Origin of the sequence: Brevundimonas sp. GW460-12-10-14-LB2, assembly GCF_001636925.1 — a bacterium.
In the GTDB taxonomy this organism is placed as follows: Bacteria; Pseudomonadota; Alphaproteobacteria; order Caulobacterales; family Caulobacteraceae; genus Brevundimonas; species Brevundimonas vesicularis.
This window is the reverse complement of sequence record NZ_CP015511.1, coordinates 1,528,029-1,547,215: the sequence shown is the minus strand read 5'-3', so window position 1 is coordinate 1,547,215 and position 19,187 is coordinate 1,528,029. Positions and strand designations below refer to the sequence as shown.

The 19,187-nt window shown below is 64.7% G+C and carries 14 protein-coding genes; 4 read left to right on the top strand and 10 right to left on the bottom strand.

Translation table 11 applies throughout. From position 1 onward, the window contains the following. Positions 1-2 precede the first annotated feature (2 nt). A complete protein-coding gene (locus A4249_RS07735) occupies positions 3-1,502 on the top strand; it encodes a UxaA family hydrolase (protein WP_066551837.1) in 1,500 nt (499 codons plus the stop codon). A gap of 118 nt (positions 1,503-1,620) precedes the next feature. Here the strand turns inward: A4249_RS07735 and A4249_RS07730 are convergent, their stop codons facing one another. The 8 genes from A4249_RS07730 to rhmD form a co-directional block, all read right to left on the bottom strand. Then, entirely contained in the window at positions 1,621-4,377 is a 2,757-nt protein-coding gene (locus A4249_RS07730; protein WP_197458486.1) for a TonB-dependent receptor, read from the bottom strand. Positions 4,378-4,584: 207 nt separating this feature from the next. Then, positions 4,585-6,036, bottom strand: coding sequence for an oligogalacturonate lyase family protein (locus A4249_RS07725; protein ID WP_066551836.1), 1,452 nt, complete (start codon positions 6,034-6,036; stop codon positions 4,585-4,587). A gap of 26 nt (positions 6,037-6,062) precedes the next feature. Continuing rightward, positions 6,063-8,345 (bottom strand): hypothetical protein, encoded by a 2,283-nt coding sequence (locus A4249_RS07720; RefSeq protein ID WP_231868796.1) that lies wholly within the window; start codon positions 8,343-8,345, stop codon positions 6,063-6,065. Continuing rightward, positions 8,345-9,610 (bottom strand): MFS transporter, encoded by a 1,266-nt coding sequence (locus A4249_RS07715; protein WP_066551835.1) that lies wholly within the window; start codon positions 9,608-9,610, stop codon positions 8,345-8,347. The genes A4249_RS07720 and A4249_RS07715 overlap by 1 nt, the downstream gene beginning before the upstream one ends. A gap of 60 nt (positions 9,611-9,670) precedes the next feature. After that, positions 9,671-10,573, bottom strand: a complete 903-nt coding sequence (locus A4249_RS07710; RefSeq protein ID WP_066551834.1) for an amidohydrolase family protein — start codon at positions 10,571-10,573, stop codon at positions 9,671-9,673. 9 nt (positions 10,574-10,582) lie between these two features. Then, positions 10,583-11,335: an SDR family NAD(P)-dependent oxidoreductase gene (locus tag A4249_RS07705; RefSeq protein WP_066551833.1), complete on the bottom strand. Its 753-nt coding sequence runs from the start codon at positions 11,333-11,335 to the stop codon at positions 10,583-10,585. After that, complete coding sequence (locus A4249_RS07700) at positions 11,332-12,180, bottom strand: fumarylacetoacetate hydrolase family protein (protein WP_066551832.1); 849 nt, start codon at positions 12,178-12,180, stop codon at positions 11,332-11,334. The genes A4249_RS07705 and A4249_RS07700 overlap by 4 nt, the downstream gene beginning before the upstream one ends. Positions 12,181-12,201: 21 nt before the next feature. Continuing rightward, positions 12,202-13,395 carry an L-rhamnonate dehydratase gene (rhmD, locus tag A4249_RS07695; protein ID WP_066551831.1) on the bottom strand — a complete coding sequence of 398 codons (1,194 nt, stop codon included), beginning with the start codon at positions 13,393-13,395 and terminating at the stop codon, positions 12,202-12,204. A gap of 140 nt (positions 13,396-13,535) precedes the next feature. Between rhmD and A4249_RS07690 the strand changes: the two genes are divergently transcribed. The 3 genes from A4249_RS07690 to lldD are packed head-to-tail and all read left to right on the top strand — an operon-like array spanning position 13,536 to position 16,271. Next, complete coding sequence (locus tag A4249_RS07690; RefSeq protein WP_066551830.1) at positions 13,536-14,342, top strand: IclR family transcriptional regulator; 807 nt, start codon at positions 13,536-13,538, stop codon at positions 14,340-14,342. A 24-nt stretch (positions 14,343-14,366) separates the two neighbouring features. Further along, the gene (locus A4249_RS07685; RefSeq protein WP_066551829.1) at positions 14,367-15,128 is read left to right on the top strand and encodes an SDR family NAD(P)-dependent oxidoreductase; all 762 of its coding nucleotides are present in this window, start codon (positions 14,367-14,369) and stop codon (positions 15,126-15,128) included. 9 nt (positions 15,129-15,137) lie between these two features. Further along, a complete protein-coding gene (gene lldD / locus A4249_RS07680) occupies positions 15,138-16,271 on the top strand; it encodes an FMN-dependent L-lactate dehydrogenase LldD (protein WP_066551828.1) in 1,134 nt (377 codons plus the stop codon). Positions 16,272-16,331: 60 nt separating this feature from the next. Here the strand turns inward: lldD and A4249_RS07675 are convergent, their stop codons facing one another. After that, positions 16,332-17,975 (bottom strand): pectate lyase, encoded by a 1,644-nt coding sequence (locus tag A4249_RS07675; protein ID WP_066551827.1) that lies wholly within the window; start codon positions 17,973-17,975, stop codon positions 16,332-16,334. Positions 17,976-18,134: 159 nt separating this feature from the next. After that, positions 18,135-19,178, bottom strand: a complete 1,044-nt coding sequence (locus A4249_RS07670; RefSeq protein ID WP_066551826.1) for a sugar kinase — start codon at positions 19,176-19,178, stop codon at positions 18,135-18,137. Positions 19,179-19,187: the final 9 nt, after the last annotated feature.

Sequence of the window (19,187 nt, the reverse complement as noted above, 5' to 3'; positions counted from 1 at the left end):
CAATGTCTCGCGTCCTGATCCTGAACCCCGCCGACGACGTCGCCATCGCCCTGGACGACATCGCCAGCGGCGATACGCTTGATGGCCTGACCGCGCCGGCGCGCGCCGACATCGCCACCGGCCACAAGATCGCTCGTCATGCGGTGGAGGCGGGCGGTCTGGTCCGCCGATACGGTCAGGTCATCGGACGCGCAAAGGCCGCCATCGCGGCCGGCGATCACGTCCATGTTCACAATCTGGCTATGGCCGAGGATGGGCGTGAAGCCGAGGTCGGGGCCGACCTGCGTCCGCCTGCGGCGTTGTCGGGCGCGACGTTCAGCGGCATTGTTCGCCCGGACGGTCGGGTCGGCACGCGCAACTATATTGGCGTCCTGACCAGCGTGAACTGTTCGGCCACCGTGGCGCGCCGCATTGCCGACGCCTTCCCGGATTCCATCCTGCCTGCGGGCGTCGATGGCGTGGTCGCATTCACCCATCAGGGCGGTTGCGGCGGCTCGTCGCTCAGCAGCGACGTGACCCTGCTGCAGCGGACCCTGGCCGGTTATGCACGCCACCCGAACTTCCACTCCATCCTGATCGTGGGTCTGGGCTGCGAGGCCAATCAGATTCCCGCCTGGCTCGCCAACGAAGGGCTTCAATCCGGCTCGCGTCTGCGCGCCCTGACGATCCAGGAGGCCGGCGGCACGGCCCGTGCGATCGAGGCCGGGATCGAAATCGTTCGCGACCTAGTCACGGAAGCGGCGCAAGTGCAGCGCCAACCTGTTTCCGCATCTCGCCTGACTGTCGGTCTGCAATGTGGCGGTTCGGATAGCTGGTCCGGCGTCACCGCCAATCCGGCCTTGGGCGCAGCTGTCGATCTGGTGGTCGCGCACGGCGGCTCGGCCATGCTGTCGGAAACGCCCGAAATCTGGGGTGCGGAACACCTGCTGCTGCGGCGCGCGGCGTCGCAGAACGTTGCGGAAAAGCTGAACGCGCGTCTGGCGTGGTGGCGCGACTATGCGGATCGCCATCAGATGGAGCTGAACAACAATCCGTCGCCCGGCAATCTGAAGGGCGGTTTGACCACCATCCTGGAAAAGTCGTTGGGTGCGGTGGCCAAGTCCGGTTCGACCCCGCTGAACGACGTGATCGGATACGCCGAACCGCTTCAGGCCAAGGGCCTCAGTTTCATGGACAGCCCCGGTTACGATCCGTGCTCGGCGACGGGCCAGATCGCCTCGGGCGCCAATCTGATCGTCTTCACCACCGGCCGGGGCTCGGTCTTCGGCGCCAAGCCCGCCCCGTCGATCAAGGTCGCCTCCAACGCCAGGCTGGCGAACTGGATGGACGAGGACATGGACATCGACGCCTCGCCCGTCCTGACGGGAACCAGCCTGGTCGAGGTCGGCAAGGTCATCTTCCGCAAGATGCTTGATGTCGCGTCAGGCGAGCCGTCCAAATCCGAGGCCCTCGGCATCGGCGACAACGAGTTCGTGCCTTGGCAGGTGGGGGCGTATTTGTAGAGGCGGCGAGGGATCCGAAAACCTCAATCGCCGCCTTTTTCCTGGGTAAAAAAGAAGGCCCGGAGCTGTCCGCTCCGGGCCTTTAGTTTGTCACGCTGGAGGCGTCAGGGAGTGAAGCTCAATACTTCCAGCGCAATCCCACGGCGATCTCTCGGCCGGTATGACGGTAGTCGGACACGCGGTTGGTCACGTCGACGTAACGGTCGGTGTAGGCGTCCGTCAGATTGATGCCTTCGAGCGAGAAGGTCAGGTTCGGCGTGCACTCGTAGGACATGGAGGCATCGACATTGGTGGTGTCGTTGACGCCTTCTTCGGAGTTGCCGTTCGCGCCGGGGAAGGACAGCAGATACTGGCTGCGGTGTGCGATCGAGACGCGGGCCTGGAACGGGCCATCCTCATAATACAGGGTCGCGTTGGCGGTGTTCTTCGACTGGCCCGTCAGGCGGTTTTTGCCGGCCGTGCCGTAGCTGACTTCGGAATCAACCCACGTGACGTTCCCGGTGAAGCCAAAGTTGGACCAAAGACCGGGCAGGAAGGTGAAGGGTTGTTGATACTGGATTTCGATTCCCTTCAGCGCACCGCCTTCGCCGTTCAGGCGGCGCGTGACCTGGAAGATGTCAGTCGGGCTTGCAGCGCCCTGAAGCAGTTCGTTGGGCAGGCCCAACTGATTGTAGGGGATGCCGACCGTCTCTGATGTGATAAAGCTGTCGATGTCTTTGTAGAAGACGGCGGCGGCCAGAAGGCCCTCATTCTGGAAATACCACTCGACCGAGACATCGTAGTTGGTGGCGCGGAACGGATCGAGCAGCGGGTTTCCGTAGGAGACGGTGCGGGTGGTCGGCGAGACGCTGCCGCCTGGCGTCAGATCGCCTAGGGTCGGACGCGACATCACCTTGGCGGCGCCCAGGCGGATCACGACGTCATCGCGCGGCTCCAGCGCCAGGTTGAAGGATGGCAGGACGTCGTCATAGTCGTTGTCGGTGGTCACGTAGTCGTAGGTCGTGACGGGTGGCGTTCCCACCGCGATGGTTTGCCATCCTTTGGCTGTGACCTCGGTCTGGGCGTAGCGAATGCCCGCATTGCCGCGAAGGACCATGCCCCCAACCGTTGTGTTGAAGTCGGCCTGAAGGAAGACGCCCTTGTCGGTTTCGTCGACCTCACGCTCGCTGCGATTGGGCACCAGGGGATCGTCGTAGAAGCTGAGGAAGTCGGCGATCTTCGAGATGTCGGGGACGATGAAGCGCAGGTCGGAGCCCGCGCCCGCGTCCACGCCGTCCGAGATATCAACGTTGCGGCCGATGCTGTCGACGCCAGTCAGACGGTCCGCTCCGGTCGGGTTGGTCTTGGTACGGGTCAAGCCGAAGGTCTCGAAGCCGTAGGTGCGATATTCGCCCCCCAGTTTGAGGGTGAGGGAGTCCGACCAGTCATAGGCCAGCGAGCCGGCGCCGACCTTGTTGTCGAAGTTGCCGCCGGCGTTGCTGCGGGTCGCATTGACCAGGGTGAAACGCTGACCCGAAGTGACGTCAAAGCCGTAGTTGATGCGCGGCGCGCGATCATTCTCGCGGAAATCGAAGGTATAGCCGTTTACGCCCGCCGCCTCGAAGGCATAGGCGACATTGAGCGGCGTGCGGGCTTCGGATCGGTTGGCGCCGACCTTCAGATTGCCATGCAGGCGGTCGCTGAAATCGTGGCGGACGTTCAGAGAGGCTTGGTAGAAGTTGCTTTCGTTGCGGGTAAAGCCGTTTTCGGCGCGAACCAGCATATTGTCGAAGACGCCGTAGGACAGGATGTTCTTGTCGGCGTCGATCGCATAATCGCGCACGACGACGCTGTTGACGTTGGCGCGACTGAACGACCAGGCTTCGATGTTCGGGCTTTCCAGTTCCGAGTTGAAACGCGACCACAGAACGTCCAGCACGGCCTCGGTGCGGTCGCTCGGCCGCCATTGCAGCGCGCCCGTCATGCCCAGACGATCTTCCTGAGTATTGCCCAAGGTGTAGCGCGGGATGCGGGGATAGAAGGCGTTCAGGACGGCGTCACGTTGCGCTGTCGTGGTGCAGGGAATGCAGCCACCGACGTTCTGGCCGCGCCCGTAGGGGTTGCCGGCGGCGTTGACGTTTGACGGGTCGCCCTTTTGCCAACGCGTCGTGTTGAAGCTGCCCAGGATTGGCGACCGCTCGGAATAGGCGACTGACACCAGCGCGCCGAAAGTCCGGTCCTCGTTCGACCAGCTGAGCAGGCCCGCAAGCCGCGGTACCGTCTTCTCAGACAGATCATTGTACGAGCCCTGGACAGACAGGGCGGAGTTCAGGCCGCTGCCGCCGAAGTCCAGGGGGCGACCCGTCTGCAGATCGACCGTGGCGCCCAGTGAGCCCTCTTCGATCTCGGCCGATTGCGTCTTGCGAACCTTGATGCTGTTGAACAGTTCGGACGCGAACATTGAGAAGTCGAAGCTGCGGTTGCGGTTGCCGCCAGACGCAGCTTGGGCTTCCAGGCCGTTGATGCGGGTGCGGGTGAAATCGGAACCCAAACCACGCACCGATATGGTGGTGCCTTGGCCGTTCACACGGTCGATGGTCACGCCGGGCAGGCGCTGGATCGCTTCGGCCAGGTTCTGATCGGGAAAGTCGGCCATGTCTTCAGCCAGGATGGCGTCCACCGCTCCGGCTTCGCGGCGCTTGATGTTCAGCGCCTGTTGCAGGCTGGACCGGAAGCCGGTGACGACGATTTCATCGACCACGGTTGCGTCCTGGGCGGCGTCTTGCGTGACGGGTTCTGAGGCAGGAACGGCCTGAGCCGCAGCCGCCGACGCACCCATCAGGGCCGCCAGGGATACGCCAACCGCGCACAGAGTCCGGGTGTTGGTCCGTCGCATTCGTTCTCTCCCCATCCCGGCGTCCATCTGGCACCGGTGTCATTTTGTGGCATGCTGTCGCGTATATTCGGATTAGCGACGTGTCGCTTATTGCAACAGCTTCCCGCATTTTGCAACAAGGTGATGTCAGGACCGAGAGATTCCGCCGAGAACGTCGATAAATCCTCGACATCTCAGGCGTTAGGGCTCGAGAAACTGCCGATGGTTCTAAGCGCCACGATCGATTTCGACAGCATAGACGTGGTTGGCGCCGTGCATGTTCGACACGAAGACGATCCATTTTGCGTCCGGTGTGAAAGTCAGATTCGGCTCAAGCCTGTAGTCGTGGTTGGACAGATCCACGATCCGCTCGGAGCGCAGATATTCGACGAAGATCTGGTTGTCCTTGTCGCTGGACGGATCTTCATCGACGATCGGTTCGGGGCGCAACAGGACGAGCCATTTACCGTCGGGCGCATGAGCGACCATGTCGCCGTCACCGCCGTCGCCAGCAAACAAGCTACCGTCCGGCGAGACGTTGTAATGGACCGACCAGTCATTCTGTTCGACCCGACGATAGACCCGGCGGCCCGTTTCCAGATCGACCGAGGCAACCCAGAAAACCTGACCGCGCGGGGTCTGCAGATCATAGAGCACCTCTTTGCCGTCCGGGCTGAACCATTCGTGGCCGAAGATCTCGAAGTTCATCGTCCGCTGATGGGTCTTTCTCAGGCCCGTGCCATCGGCGCGGATAGCCCACATTCGATCCACGCGGTGCCAAGGCCCTTCATGGCAAAAGATGATCTGCTGGGGGTCGGTGGGCGAGAACTGGGTGTGGCCGATCCATTCGTTGGTCTTGTGGATCACGCGTCGCTCGCCCGTGGTCAGGTCGATGACGAAGATTTCCATCGGATAGCGCGCGGCCCAGCGTTGAAGCATCCGCACGCCCTTGGCGCGGGCGAAGTTCAGCGGCTTTCCGTCCGGCCCATCAGCTTCGTATTCGGCCTGATCGAAGCGGCGGTTGCGCGGGTCGGGCACGGTCGGCTGGAGCGGTTGGCTGTCATAGGCCACAAAGCCCAGGAGCAGGCTCTCATCGGCATTGACCGAGTTGATTTGACCGTTCGGTATCCGGCCGATCTCGCGACGCTGCCTGGTGTCGACGTCGATGACGAATAGGGTCTTGGCGCGGTCCATCAACTGGCCTTCGCCAGGCGCGGTCACCGAATAATAGACGTTGCGCCCCTTGCGGCCCGTGAACATCAGGTCGGCGTCATGGTCGGGCACCAGAACCTCGACGGCCCAGGTCGCCAGATTGACGGTCGAGATGCCCTGAGGCGTCGAGATGACCATCAGGTCGGCCGCCCCAACCTTCTTGGGCAAGAACATGTTCTTGTAGAAATAGGGCTTTCCGCCCCCACCATCGGGCGAGACGCGGCGGATGCGATGGCCGGTCTTCGGATCGACCCACTCGGTCGGCACCGGGCCGTCCCAGCGCGGCCGCTCGACCGGCGTCTCTTGAGTCGAGGGCGGGGCGGTGTTGGGCGCGGGCCAGACGGGCGTCTGTCCCGGCGCTGGCGGGACGGCCGGCGTGGTCCGCGCCTGAGCGGTCGTCGTGGTGAAGGCGCCGACCGCGGGGGCGCTGAGCAGAGCCTTCAGGGCGGTGCGTCTCGAGGTCGTCATTGGGGCGGTCCTCTCGGTTTTCTTGATTACGGCGCGGGGGTCAGGCCTTCGACACGGACGGTCCAGCCTTCCTTCGGGAAGCCGGGCGCGTGGCCGCTGGACCCGTCCCAACCCGCCGCCATCAGACCGACGGCCATAAGCAGGGATCCGTTGGACGGGAAATAGGTCTCGGCTGCGCGGCGATAGCCCGGACCATCTGGATTGACCGCCATCGTCACGCCGCCGGCGCCGGCCGAGACGGGCACCAGTTCGTCGGCGTGTTCATCCAGGTGAACGCGAGGCGTCATGCCGGTGACGCCCCACTGATTGTTCTTCAGGTCGGCGAACAGCCAGTTCACCGCCTTCTCCGGTTCGCCAAGGCGAGCCGCCGTCATCGCCATCATCGGGAAGTCCCAGCCCCAAGTCTGGCGGACGTCCCAACTCTGCTCCACCGCTTCAAACGTGCGGCGCATGGCGGCTGGATCGATCCGCGCGCCGGGAATGAAGCCATAGGCCATTAGGAAGGAGGGATGGTCGCGGTTCTTGCACTGAGCCGCCGCCGCGTGTCGGCGACAGGCGTCGGACATGGCCGTCTCCCAAAAGTCCGGCACGCTCTCGACGGGGAGATACAGGCCCTCCCTCATCGGCGGCGGCGCGATCTTCGCCAGGGCCTGATCCCAATCGGCGCGGCGGGCCTGTCCTTTGCGTTCGCGCCACTGTTGCGCGGTTTGGAGGGCCCAGCGGAAATACTCGACTTCAAACGTCGGGTTCACCGTAATCAGGGGATCATAGTTCTCCTGCGCCGGGATCATCGGCGTGCCCAGGTTCAGCCGGCCGTCGCGCTCGATAGGCCAGGTGGCCAAAAGATCGGCCGTGGCTTCGACCACATCACCGTATCGATTGAGCACGGCCGGATCCTTCTCGGCCCGCCAGACCAGTTCGGCCAAAAGGATCGGATGCGGCTGCTGCCACATGATGAAGGGCGAAACCAGGCTGGGGCTATTGCGACCCTCTGGCCCCACCATCTTGGGCCACCACGCGCCCTTCACATGGTGACGAGCGGCCTCGGCGCGGGCGTTGTCCAGATTACTGACATACCAGGGCAGGCTGCGCTCCAGCATGTCGGGATGGCCCCACATGGCCTGCCAGCCGGCATGCCAGGGGTGCATTTCCAGGTGGAACTTGCCGTACCAGCTGTTGGAGAACAGGCCTTCTTCCTGCGGGGGCAGTTCACCAGAGCCGTTCACGGCCGACAGGTATTGCGACAGGACGACGCGGCGTTCCAATTCTGCTGCGCGCGCATCCGTAGAGCCTGTGAAATCAACGGCGCCGCCCTGGGTCCAGAAACCGTTCCAGTGTGCAGTCGTTGCCTGGATGCCGGCGGAATAAGCAGGCGTCTTCTCAACGGGCTCCTGCTGATCGAAGCGGACCATGACGGTCAGCCGATCGCGACCAGCAGCGGCCACGCGGAAGGTGTCGGGGCCGCTTTGTTCGATCTTACCGGATGCGGTGATGCCGGAATAATAGGTGGTGTCGTCCAGGGTGCGGCGAATGTGGACGTCGCCTGTGTCGGAGGCGACGATATTCAGGCTTTGGTCGCCATCACGCTCGAACGTCGTCGGGTCGGGATTGATGGCGGGGTTCACGCCCGGATAGCGGACCTGGACGCCCAGGCTCTGAGATGAAACGAGAGGCGAGGCAATCTCGACCATGAGCATGTCCAACGTCGGGTGGACGCGGGTCACGACCTCGACCGGCTGGCCGTCGTAGGTGAAACGGCTGGTCAGGGCGCCCGACCATAGGTCCAGCGTCTGGCGGGTGCCAGCGACCTTGGCGAAATCAAGCGGCCGGCCGTCGGCGAAGGCGAGGCCGATACGGCTGAGCGAGAACCGATGCGGGTTGGCTCGCAGCCAGGTGTAGGCGGGCTGGGTCTCGGCGACGGCCCAGGACTTCATCCAGGCATAGGGTTGCTCGCCCCGCCCCGGCACGGGCACGTCGATCAGGCCGTCCTGCTCGGTATAGCCGTTCGGATTGGGAAAGCTGTGCCAGGCCCATTGGGCCATGGTCAGCAGGGGCGCCAGTTCCGAGTACTGCTCCGGGAAGGTTTGAAGCCCGGTGATGTCGGCGGTGAAGCCCAAGTCGCCGTTGCCCAGCATGATCGGGGCATGGCGGTCGATGGCGGTCAGGGTCACGTTGTGGCGCGTGACCAGCGCGTGGCGGTCGATGGGAGACGCCGGCGCCAAGGCGGCGGTGGGCGCGACCGTTTGAGCGCAGGCGGCCGTGGGGCCGGCCAACAGCGTGAAGGCGAGGAGGGCGCTGCGAAGACGCATCACTTCGTCTCCGCCTTCAGCCCCAACCCCGCGCCCTTCCAGCCATACCAGGCGACGACGGCGAAGCAGGCGGCGGGCAAGAGGAAGGCGACATTGGCGCCGTAGAGGTCGGCGATCCTTCCCATCGGCCAGGGCAGCAGAACGCCGCCGCCGATGGCCATGACCATGAGAGACGAGGCCTTCTTTGTGCCGGCGCCCAGGCCGGTCGTGCCCAGGGCGAAGATGGTGGCGAACATGGTGGACATGAAGAAGAAGACGGCCAGCAGGGCGATGGGCGAGACCTTGTCGATGCCGGCGGCGACGATCAGCGTCAGGATGACGTTGATGACGCCATAGGCCGTCAGAAGCACGCGTGGCTTGATCTTCAGCAGCAGGGCGGTGGCGAAGAACCGGCCCACCAGATATCCAACGGCCGCCAGGGACAGCATGAAGGCGCCTTGCTGCGACGTCAGGCCCTGCCAGTTGTGGGTCACCAGATTGATGAAATAGGCGCCGATGCCGACCTGGGCGCCGATGTAGAGCGCCTGGGTGATCACGCCGGCGGTGAAATGCGGCTGCTGCGACAGGGGGCGGGCCGGGGCGTCGCCTGCGACCGCGCCACCATGGTCCGACAGGCCGGTCTCAGGCAGGCGGGCGCGCCAGACGGCGAGGGCGAACAGGACCACGCCGACGGCGATCAGCCCATAGACGATCTGGATCGACCGGGTCGCGCCGCCCAGGGCTTCGGTCGTCGTCGGGCTGAAAAAGACCGCGCCGCCGATCAGGGGGCCGAAGAAGACGCCCAGGGCGTTGAACGATTGGGCCAGGTTCAGCCGCTGAGAGGCCTTGGCCGGATCACCCAAGACGTTGACGTAGGTGTCGGCGCTGGTCTCAAGGATGCACAGGCCGGCGGCGAGAACGAACATCGATCCGACGAAGGGCAGGAAGGCGCCTGCGCCCGCGGCCGGGATGAACAGCAAGGCGCCGACGGCGGTGACCGCCAGGCCCGACACGAGGCCGAACTTGTAGCCCCGCGCATGCAGCAGCATGCCCGCCGGAATCGACAGCAGCAGATAGGCTCCAAAATAGGCGATCTGCAGCCAGGCGCTGTCAGCCTGGCTGATGCTCAGCGTCTCCTGGAAATGCTTGTTCAGCACGTCCAACAGGCCGTAGGCCAAGCCCCAGATCAGGAAGCAAGCTATGGCGAAGGCCAGCGGGCCGTTCAGCGACCCGGCGGGCTTGGCCAAGCCCCCGGCGGTGTGGGCAGCGTCGGTCTCGATGACCATTGGGATACTCTCCTGGTGTTCCTCGGGCCTCGCCGTCTTGATGCGGCTTCGGCGGGTGGGTCAGATACGGTAGATCGCCTCGGCGTTGGCGGCGAACAGGCGGTCACGTTCGTCAACCGACAAGTCGGCCGTGATCGCATCGAAGGCGGAATAGAAGGCGTCGAAGGTTCCGTGCACGCTTTCGACGGGGAAGTCCGAGGCGAACATGGCGCGCTCGGTCCCGAAGGCCTCGATGCACTCCACAACGATGGGACGGATGCTGTCGGGCGTCCAGGCGCGGTCGGTGATGCCCAAGCCTGAGATCTTGATCGAGATCTGCGGCTGGGCGGCCAGCAGGCGCAGACCTTTGCGCCAGCGCTCCATCCCTGCGGTGTCCCGGTCGGTCGGCAGGCCGGCGTGGTTGACGATGATCGGAATGTCGGGGTGGCGGGCGGCGATGATGGCGGCGGTCGCCATCTGGGATGGATAGATCTGGAGGTCGAACGAGAGGCCGTGGCGCGCTAGCTTGGCGAAGCCCTCGACCCATTTCGGGTCACGCAACAGATCGCGGTCGGTGTAGGTCTTCAGCGGGTCTTCATGCCAGCAGGCGATCTGGCGCACGCCGCGTACGTTCGGCCGGGCGGCGTGGGCCTCCAGCAGGGTGTCCAAGTCCGGGTCGAGCAGGTCGGCCCCGGCAACGATCGCGTGCGGATAACCGCTGTCATTGGCGAGCGACTGAAGCCAGTCGGTCTCGGCCAGTTGTTGACCGCCGGGCTGACCGGCCTCGACGTGAACGATCTTGCCCACACGCCACCCAGCCGTATCAGCCAGATAGTTGTCCAGCAGATAGCTTGCGTTGGCGATGGGCGACATGTCTCCCGCCGGATTGTTCGGCAGGGGATCGTCCTGAAGCCAGCCATAGCGCGCACGCGACAGGTCCCACAGGTGGACGTGCCCGTCGACGATGCGAAGGTCCGAAGCCACGCGTGCGTCCTAATAAGTCGTTCTGCCGCCCGACGTGTCGAACGTCGAGGCGGTGGTAAAGCTGCATTCTTCGGAGGCCATGAAGCAGACCATGGCGGCGCTCTCTTCGACCTCGCCCAGGCGTCCCATGGGGATCTTGGAGCGCATATAATCGACCTGGCTCTGGGGCAGTTGCTCCAGGATGGGGCTTTCGAAGGTGGCGGGGGTCAGGCTATTGGCGACCACGCCCTTGCCGGCCAGTTCCTTCCCCAGCGACTTGGTGAATCCGATCACACCGGCCTTTGAGGCGGAATAGGCTGAGGCGTTGGGATTGCCTTCCTTGCCCGCGACCGAGGCCACATTGACGATACGTCCGTAACCGTTGGCGAGCATGAAGGGCACGATGGCGCGGGAGCAGTAGAAGACGCCGTTCAGATTGATGTCGACGACCCGCTTCCAACTGTCGATCGGAAACTCATGCACCGGGACGGTGGCGCCGGTGATGCCGGCCGAGGCGATCAGGATGTCGATGCGGCCGTCCAGCGCCTGGGCCGAGGCGTCGGCCGCAGCAGCGACGGCGTCGGGGTCGGCGACGTCCAGTGCGATCACATGGGCGGCCCCCACCTCGGCGGCGGCGGCCGTCAGCGCCTCGGCGTTCAGGTCCCACAGCACCACCTTGCCGCCCTCGGCGACGATGCGGGAGGCGGCGGCTTTGCCTAGGCCCGAGGCGCCGCCGGTGACGACGGCGGTGCGGCCCGTGAAACGGCCCTGATAGGCGCTCATCGGGTCCACTCCACGAAGGTCTGACCCTGTTCACCCAGCTTCTGGATGCCCAGACGCACCGTGTCACCGGGTTTCAGATACAGCGGCGGCTTCTGGCCCAGGCCGACGCCGGGCGGGGTGCCGGTGGTGATCAGATCGCCGGGCTCCAGCGTCATGAATTCCGACAGATAGGAGACGATCTCGGCGACGCCGAAGATCATGGTTTTGGTATTGCCGGTCTGCATCCGCTTGCCGTTCAGATCCAGCCACATGTCCAGGTTCTGGACGTCGCCCACCTCGTCGGTGGTGACCAGCCAGGGGCCGACGGGGCCGAAGGTGTCGCAGCCCTTGCCCTTGTCCCAGGTGCCGCCGCGCTCGGTCTGATAGGCGCGCTCGGACACGTCGTTGATCAAGACATAGCCGGCGACGTGATCCAGCGCCTCGGCCTGGGTGACGTAGGAGGCGGGCTTGCCGATGACGATGCCCAGTTCGACCTCCCAGTCGGTCTTTTCCGAGCCGCGCGGAATGACCACGTCATCGTTCGGCCCATTCAGACAGGTGATGGCCTTGGTGAACAGAACCGGCTCGGCCGGGATCGGCAGGTTCGATTCCGCTGCGTGATCGGCGAAGTTCAGGCCGATGGCCAGGAATTTGCGTACGCCATTGACCGGCACGCCATAGCGGGGCTCGCCCTCGACCAAGGGCAGGGTGGTCGGGTCGATGGACTTCAGCGCCTCGAGCGCCGGGCCATGCAGTTGGTCCGGCGTGATGTCGGCGATAACGCCGGACAGGTCGCGGATGCGCCCCTCGGCGTCCAGCGTGCCCGGCTTTTCCTGGCCCTTGGGGCCGTAACGCAGCAGTTTCATGGTGAGGGGAGGGCTTTCGTCTTAGCGCGCGTAGGGGCGGTGCAGGGCGATGTCGCGGTTCAGCTCGACGCCGAAGCCGGGGGTATCTGGAACCTTCAGGCGGCCGTTTACGGGGACGGGTTCGCCGATCAGTTGCGGATGGAACATCGGCACGACCTCGTCGGCGCCGGGGGCCATCATCAGGAACTCGGCGAACGGGCTGTTATGGCGGGTCACCACGAAGTGGTAGGAGTAGACCGACGAACCGTGAGGGATCATCAGCACGCCCTTGGCGTCGGCCAGGGCCGAAATCTTCTGCAGTTCGGTGACGCCGCCGCACCAGCCCACGTCCGGCTGGATGATGTCGCAGCATTCCATCTCAAGCAGCATGCGGAAGCCCCAGCGGGTGGCCTCATGCTCGCCAGTCGTGACCAGCATCCCCTTGGGGGCGTTCTTCTTCAGCGCCTTATAGCCCCAGTAGTCGTCGGGGCTGAGCGCCTCCTCGATCCACTTTAGACCCAGTTTGTGGGCCTCGTGAGCCAGCCGCGTGGCGTAGTTCAGGTCCAGCGCCATCCAGCAGTCGAACATCAGCCAGAAGTCGTCTCCGCAGGCGTTCCGCATCGCTTCGAGTTCAGCGATGTTTTTGTGCAGGCCCTCTTCGCCCTCGGCCGGGCCGTGGTGCAGGGGCATCTTGCCGCCGATGAAGCCCAGTTCCTTGGCTTTGTCGGGCCGCGCACCGGTGGCGTAGAAGGTCAGTTCGTCGCGCACCGCCCCACCCAGCATGGCGAAAACCGGCTCCTGACGCAGACGGCCCAAGAGATCCCACAGGGCCAGATCGACGCCGGAGATGGCGTTCACCACCAGGCCCTTGCGGCCATAATACTGGGTCGAGAAATACATCTGGTCCCAGATCTTCTCGACCTCGGACGGATCGCGGCTTTCGAGGAAGCGGGCCAGGTGTTTCTCGACGATATAGGCCGCCGGTTCGCCGCCGGTTGTGACCGCAAACCCGACCACGCCGTTCTCGGCCTCGATCTCGACGACCAGTGTGCCCAGCACATTGATGCCGAAGCTGCGGCGGCTCTGGCGGTACTCGGGGTATTTCGCCATGGGGGTGGCGATGTGGTCGTCGATCCAGTGGCCGTCGCCCTGATCGTGGTAATCGGCGCCGCCGCCCGTGCCGTCGTTTTTCACGACGAAGGCGCGGACGTGTTTGATGCGGGGCAGGCGGCTCATCGCGTCATCACCAAGGTTTGGTGATTTGCTCCCATAATACGGGATTTCACTGGCGTTCCTCCGTGCGCAGCGTCAAAGTCAGGTCCGTGTAACGGAGCGACTTGCGCGTTTTGCTACATTCTGAGAATGAGGATTACGAAATGGGACGAACGCCGTCAATCAAGACCGCACAGGTCGATGGGGATGAAGAGGTCGGCGCCAAGGCGTCCGGCAGCCAGACACTGCTGCGTGGTCTGGACGTCATCGACGCCCTGATCGAGGGCTCTCTGCCCTTGGCGGAGCTTTCCGAAAAGCTGGATCTGACCCGCAGTACCACACACCGTCTTGCCTCGGCCCTGGTCGAGCGGCGGCTGCTGTCGTTCCGCCCGCGCGAAGGCTATTCCCTGGGTCCCAAACTGCTGGAGCTGGGTCATGCGGCCAGTCAGCAGATGCATTTGCCACGCGTGGCCCGGCCCTGGCTGGAGCAGCTGTCGGCCCAGACCGACGATACGGTCCACCTGGGCGTGCTGGACGGCCGTCATGCGCTTTATCTGGACAAGGTGGCGGGGCGCAGGCGGATCAACATCGGCTCGCGCCTGGGCGAACGTCATCCGATCGCCTCGACCGGCCTGGGCAAGGCGCTGATCCTGGACAAGACCGAGGCGGATTGGATCGACTTCTACGCCGAGCCGGGCGCCACCTACGACTCGTCGGCCCGCGCCGTCTGGCTGGAGCGGATGCATGGCTATGCCCAGAAGGGCTATGCCTTCGACCTGGAAGAGAACGAAGACCAGATCCGTTGCGTCGCCGCGCCGATCCGTTCGGTGAACGGCCAGATCGTCGCCGCGCTCAGCGTGTCTTCCGCTGCCCAATATATGTCCGACGCTCGGATGACCGAACTGACCAAGACCGTGACCGAGGCCGCCGACGCGATCAGCGCCGACCTGGGCTGGTCGCCCAAATCCTGAAGCCGTGCCACCGCCGGAGCCCGCATGCTGCTAGAGAACAAGGTCGTCCTGATCACGGGCGCATCGCGGGGTATCGGACGGGCGACGGCGATCGAAGCTGCACGCCAGGGGGCGGATGTCGCCTTGAATACCTTCCGAGACGAGACGGCCGCCGCCGAGGTGGTCGCCGAGATCGAGGCGCTGGGCCGCCGGGCCATCGCCGTCAGCGGCGACGTGGCCCAGCCCGAGAGCGCCGCAGCCTTCGTCGCCGCCGCCGTTCAGGCGCTGGGCCGGGTTGATATATTCGTCTCGAACGCTGGCATCTGTCCGTTCCACGCCTTCCTCGATATGCCGGTCGAGACCCTGCGCCGGACGATGGAGGTCAATCTTCACGGCGCCTATTACATGGTGCAGGCGGCGGCCAATCAGATGGTCAAACAGGGGGAGGGTGGCGCTATCGTCGCCATCAGCTCGATCTCGGCCCTGGTCGGCGGCGAGATGCAGACCCATTACACCCCGACCAAAGCAGGAGTGCACAGCCTGATGCAGTCCTGCGCCGTCGCCCTGGGCCGCCACAGCATCCGGTGCAACTCGGTCCTGCCGGGCACCATCGCCACCGACATCAACAAGGATGACCTCGCCGATCCGAAGAAGCGCGAATATATGGAGGGCCGCATTCCGCTGGGGCGTCTGGGCCGGCCCGAGGACATCGCGTCCGTCGTCGCCTTTTTGGCCTCGGACATGGCGGGTTATATGTCCGGTGCGGCGCTGCTGGTGGACGGCGGCGCTTTCGCCAACTTTCAGTAAGGCCAAGCCGTGATCATTTCGTCGCCGAGCGATTATCGGGAAGCGGCGCGGCGCAAGCTGCCGCCCTTCTTGTTTCATTACATCGACGGCGGCGCCTATGCCGAACAAACCCTGCGTCGCAACGTCGAGGACTGGCAGGCCATCGCGCTTCGCCAGCGCGTGCTACAGGACATGACCAGTCTCAGCCTTGAGACGAAGCTGTTCGACGAGACCCTGCGCCTGCCGATCATCCTGGGGCCCGTAGGGCTGACCGGCATGTATGCGCGCAGGGGCGAGGTCCAGGCGGCCAAGGCGGCGGCCTTGCGCGGCGTGCCGTTCACGATGTCGACCGTGTCTGTCTGCCCGATTGAGGAGGTCGCGCCGGCCATCGACCGGCCCATGTGGTTCCAGCTCTATGTGCTGCGCGATCGCGGCTTCATGAGGAATGCGCTGGAACGGGCCAAGGCGGAGGGGGTGAAGACCCTGGTCTTCACCGTCGATATGCCGACGCCGGGCGCTCGCTACCGTGACGCCCATTCGGGCATGAGCGGGCCCAATGCTGAGATTCGCCGCATGGTCCAGGCCATGACCCATCCGGCCTGGGCCTGGGACGTCGGGGTGCGCGGCACGCCGCACGACCTCGGCAATGTCTCGGCCTATCTGGGCAAGCCGACGGGCCTGGCCGACTACATCGGTTGGCTGGCGAACAACTTCGATCCGTCGATTTCGTGGAAGGATCTGCAATGGATCCGCGATTTCTGGGACGGGCCGATGATCATCAAGGGCATCCTGGATCCGCAGGACGCCCGCGACGCCGTCAGCTTCGGCGCAGACGGCATCGTGGTGTCGAACCACGGCGGGCGTCAGTTGGATGGAGTGCTGTCGTCTGCCTGCGCTCTGCCCGCCATCGCCAACGCGGTGCAGGGCGAGCTGAAGATTCTGGTGGATTCCGGCATCCGCAACGGTCTGGACGTGGTCCGCGCCATCGCCCTGGGCGCCGACGCGGTCCTGCTGGGCCGCGCCTTCATCTACGCCTTGGCGGCGAACGGTCAGGCGGGTGTCGAAAACCTGCTGGACCTGTTCGAAAAGGAAATGCGCGTCGCCATGACCCTGACCGGCGCCAAGTCGGTAACGGGCATGACCCGAGAGATGCTGGCGATTTGACACAGGATCAGTGCGTTATCCCCGCCACGAAAGCGGGGACAAAGCACATCTTCGCAAGTCCTAAGCCCCCAACGACTCGATCAGATCGCCCATGTTGCGGATGAAGACCGAGGTGGAGACGCCCTCCACCGGGAAGTCGGTATTGTAAGGCGAGGTGTCCCACAGGTCGCCGACGCGGGTCATCTGGTATTCGCCGCCTGTTACGGCGGTGGGGGAGGGGCCCTTGTACGGGTTTGACGTCGTGGTCAGCGGCGTGGGCCAATAGCCGCGCGCATTCAGCCCGGCCATGACTTCGGCCGCGCGACCGGCGTGAGGCGCGGTCGGGCGACGAGCATCGCTGGACATGTCCCACACGTCCACATCCTGAAGCGTGAAGTACTTGGGCAGATTTAGCGAGCCGGGGCGCGCCTTCAGCGGCGACCCGCGCGTGGCCTCATCGACCGGCATGGTCGACAGACGCGCGTACTCCGCGCGCAGGGCCGGGGTGTCCACATTGCGGAACGAACCGTAGTGGACGATCAGATTGGTGGGGTTGTCGTCGGCGTAGTACTGGCCGTTGGCGATGTTGGACCCGCGCCGGTGGATGTAGATCGGGGTGTTGGCGCCTTCCAGGATGAAGGTCGGGTGCGTGCGGCCCGGCGTGTTCAGCGGCGGCTTGGCCGCGACCTGATCCAGCCAGTCCATCGCCTCGGGCAGGCGGGCCAGATACTTGCGGTCGCCCGTCAGGCGATAGAAGCCCATCATCGACTTGATGTTGGTGCCGGTCGTGTGGGTGACGAAGGCTTGCGGCTCGATGGTCCGGGCGCCCGCCGGCTTCAGCGTGTCGGGGAAGTGTTGCAGGCCCCAGGCGGGTTGAGGCTGCGGCTGCTGGGTCTTCACGAAGATGTCCATGCCGCGATTGATGGCGTCCAGAATCCTTGCATCGCCCCGGCCGTTCCGCGCTAGCCCGTGATAGGCGTAGATCAGGAACTCCAGGTTCTCGCCGGCCACGTCGTCGTTGAAGGTGATGTAGGGCGTATAGTCCGCATGGCCGTGCAGACCGCCGTTCTCGACGAACGGATAGCGCTGGGGCCAGCCGCCGTTCTCGTACTGGCTTTCCAGCACGAAGCTGATCGCCTTGTTCAGCGGCACCAGATATTTGCGATCCTTCTTCTCAAGGTAGATCCGCAGCAACAGTTGCGACGCCTCGGCTGTCCCCGCGTCGTCGAACGTCGCGTTGCCGTAGTAGTGGTGGAATTCCTCCAATCGCCAGGCGTTGGCGGCGACCGTGCCGTACCACTGCTTCAGCGACTCCTCGCCGGCGGTGTCGATCACATAGTTCCAGCCGCCCAACGGGTGCTGGCCCTTGATCAGGGCGTCTGCGGCCTTCTTGGCGGCTTCATAGTAAAATTCGTCGCCGGTTGCGTGATAGGCGTCCAGGAACAGATGGCCCACGGTCGCGGTGCCCGGCGGTTGGACCCAGATCATCGTCGGGTTGGCCTCAAGCTCGCCCCAACGGCGCGAGAAGTCGGGCAGGTATTGCCAAACATAGCCGCCCTCGACGGCGGCCTCTTCGCTCATGAACCGAGCGGCGCGCTTCATGGTGTCCAGAATGGCGGCGCGCCCTGGCGACGCCTGGGCCATGGCGGGGCCGGACGCGGCGACGAAGGTGGCGGCGGCGCCCGCGGCCAAAAGAGCGCGGCGGTTCATGGACGTGACGGACATGGAAACTCCTGGTGTGACCTCTCTCGCACGGTTTCTAACGACCGTCTCGAACCGTCACTGAAGCATGATTGACACCGGTTTCCTAGCCCCACGGCGGGATTGAAAAAGGCCGCATGGACTTCTCCATGCGGCCTCCACCCAATCACAATGCTCTCAGCCTCAGCGGCGGATATCGAACCCGCCGTCGCCCATGGCTGCGCGTACGTCGTCGGCGGTGAAAAGGTTGAAGTCGCCGGGCACGGAATGTTTCAAGCCGGCGGCGGCGAGGCCGAAGTCGAGGGTCACTTGATCAGACCAGCCGTTCCACAGGCCAAACAGCACACCGGAGGCGAAGGCGTCGCCGCCGCCGACCCGGTCCACGACGCCGGCCATATGAATGGCCTCGGCTTTGGTTTCGATCACTTCGCCGCCATTGCGCGTCAGCATGACAGCCGACAAGGCCTGGTCGGCGACGCTATCCTGAACGCGCAGGGTGCAGGCGATGCGTTGCAGGCGCGGGAAGGCGGCGAAGGCGGCCTTGGCGGCTTCACGACGACGCACAGCCGGGTCGGGGCTGATGAATGTCGTCTTCAGCACCAGGGCGAAGTCGCGGTCGTCGGCGAAGGCGACCGTGGCGCCGGCCAGCATCTTGCCGAGCGTGGCCGGGGGATCGCCATCCCATTGTTCCCATAACTTGCCGCGGAAGTTGCCGTCGTAGCTGACATTGACGCCCTTGCGGACGGCAGCCTCGATGATGGCGAGGGCGGCGGCCGAGCCGTTCGGCCCCGTCGCCGGCGTCACGCCCGAGGCGTGCAGCCATTCGACGCCATCCAGAAGTTGGTCCCAGTCGAAGGCCGTATCGACATATTCGACAAAGGCCGATCCGGCGCGGTCATAGAGGACTTCCGACGGACGACGAACAGCGCCCGGCGTCAGGAAATACAGACCCATGCGGCCGGGTTTGAAGACGACCTGAGAGGTGTCGACCCCGTGCTTGCGCACCTCGTCACGCACGCCGCGGCCCAGCGCATTGTCGGCCAGAACCGTCGCTATGCCGGTCGGCGCGCCGAAGCGAGCCAGCGACACGGCGACATTGGCCTCGGCGCCGGCCGGACGCACGGTCAGGGCAGGCGACTGCATCAGCAGTTCGTTGGCGTCGGGCGAAAACCGCAGCAGCATCTCGCCGAAGCAGAGGATGCGGCGGGAAGATGCAGCCTGGGTCATGATCGCAAC

Excerpts from the sequence above, each read along its gene's own strand:
- rhmD (WP_066551831.1), bottom strand. The coding sequence starts at position 13,395 with ATGAGCCGCCTGCCCCGCATCAAACACGTCCGCGCCTTCGTCGTGAAA.
- A4249_RS07715 (WP_066551835.1), bottom strand. The coding sequence starts at position 9,610 with ATGGTCATCGAGACCGACGCTGCCCACACCGCCGGGGGCTTGGCCAAG.
- A4249_RS07685 (WP_066551829.1), top strand. The coding sequence starts at position 14,367 with ATGCTGCTAGAGAACAAGGTCGTCCTGATCACGGGCGCATCGCGGGGT.
- A4249_RS07700 (WP_066551832.1), bottom strand. The coding sequence starts at position 12,180 with ATGAAACTGCTGCGTTACGGCCCCAAGGGCCAGGAAAAGCCGGGCACG.
- A4249_RS07675 (WP_066551827.1), bottom strand. The coding sequence starts at position 17,975 with ATGTCCGTCACGTCCATGAACCGCCGCGCTCTTTTGGCCGCGGGCGCC.
- A4249_RS07730 (WP_197458486.1), bottom strand. The coding sequence starts at position 4,377 with ATGCGACGGACCAACACCCGGACTCTGTGCGCGGTTGGCGTATCCCTG.
- A4249_RS07690 (WP_066551830.1), top strand. The coding sequence starts at position 13,536 with ATGGGACGAACGCCGTCAATCAAGACCGCACAGGTCGATGGGGATGAA.
- A4249_RS07735 (WP_066551837.1), top strand. The coding sequence starts at position 3 with ATGTCTCGCGTCCTGATCCTGAACCCCGCCGACGACGTCGCCATCGCC.
- A4249_RS07670 (WP_066551826.1), bottom strand. The coding sequence starts at position 19,178 with ATGACCCAGGCTGCATCTTCCCGCCGCATCCTCTGCTTCGGCGAGATG.
- A4249_RS07705 (WP_066551833.1), bottom strand. The coding sequence starts at position 11,335 with ATGAGCGCCTATCAGGGCCGTTTCACGGGCCGCACCGCCGTCGTCACC.
- A4249_RS07725 (WP_066551836.1), bottom strand. The coding sequence starts at position 6,036 with ATGACGACCTCGAGACGCACCGCCCTGAAGGCTCTGCTCAGCGCCCCC.
- A4249_RS07720 (WP_231868796.1), bottom strand. The coding sequence starts at position 8,345 with ATGCGTCTTCGCAGCGCCCTCCTCGCCTTCACGCTGTTGGCCGGCCCC.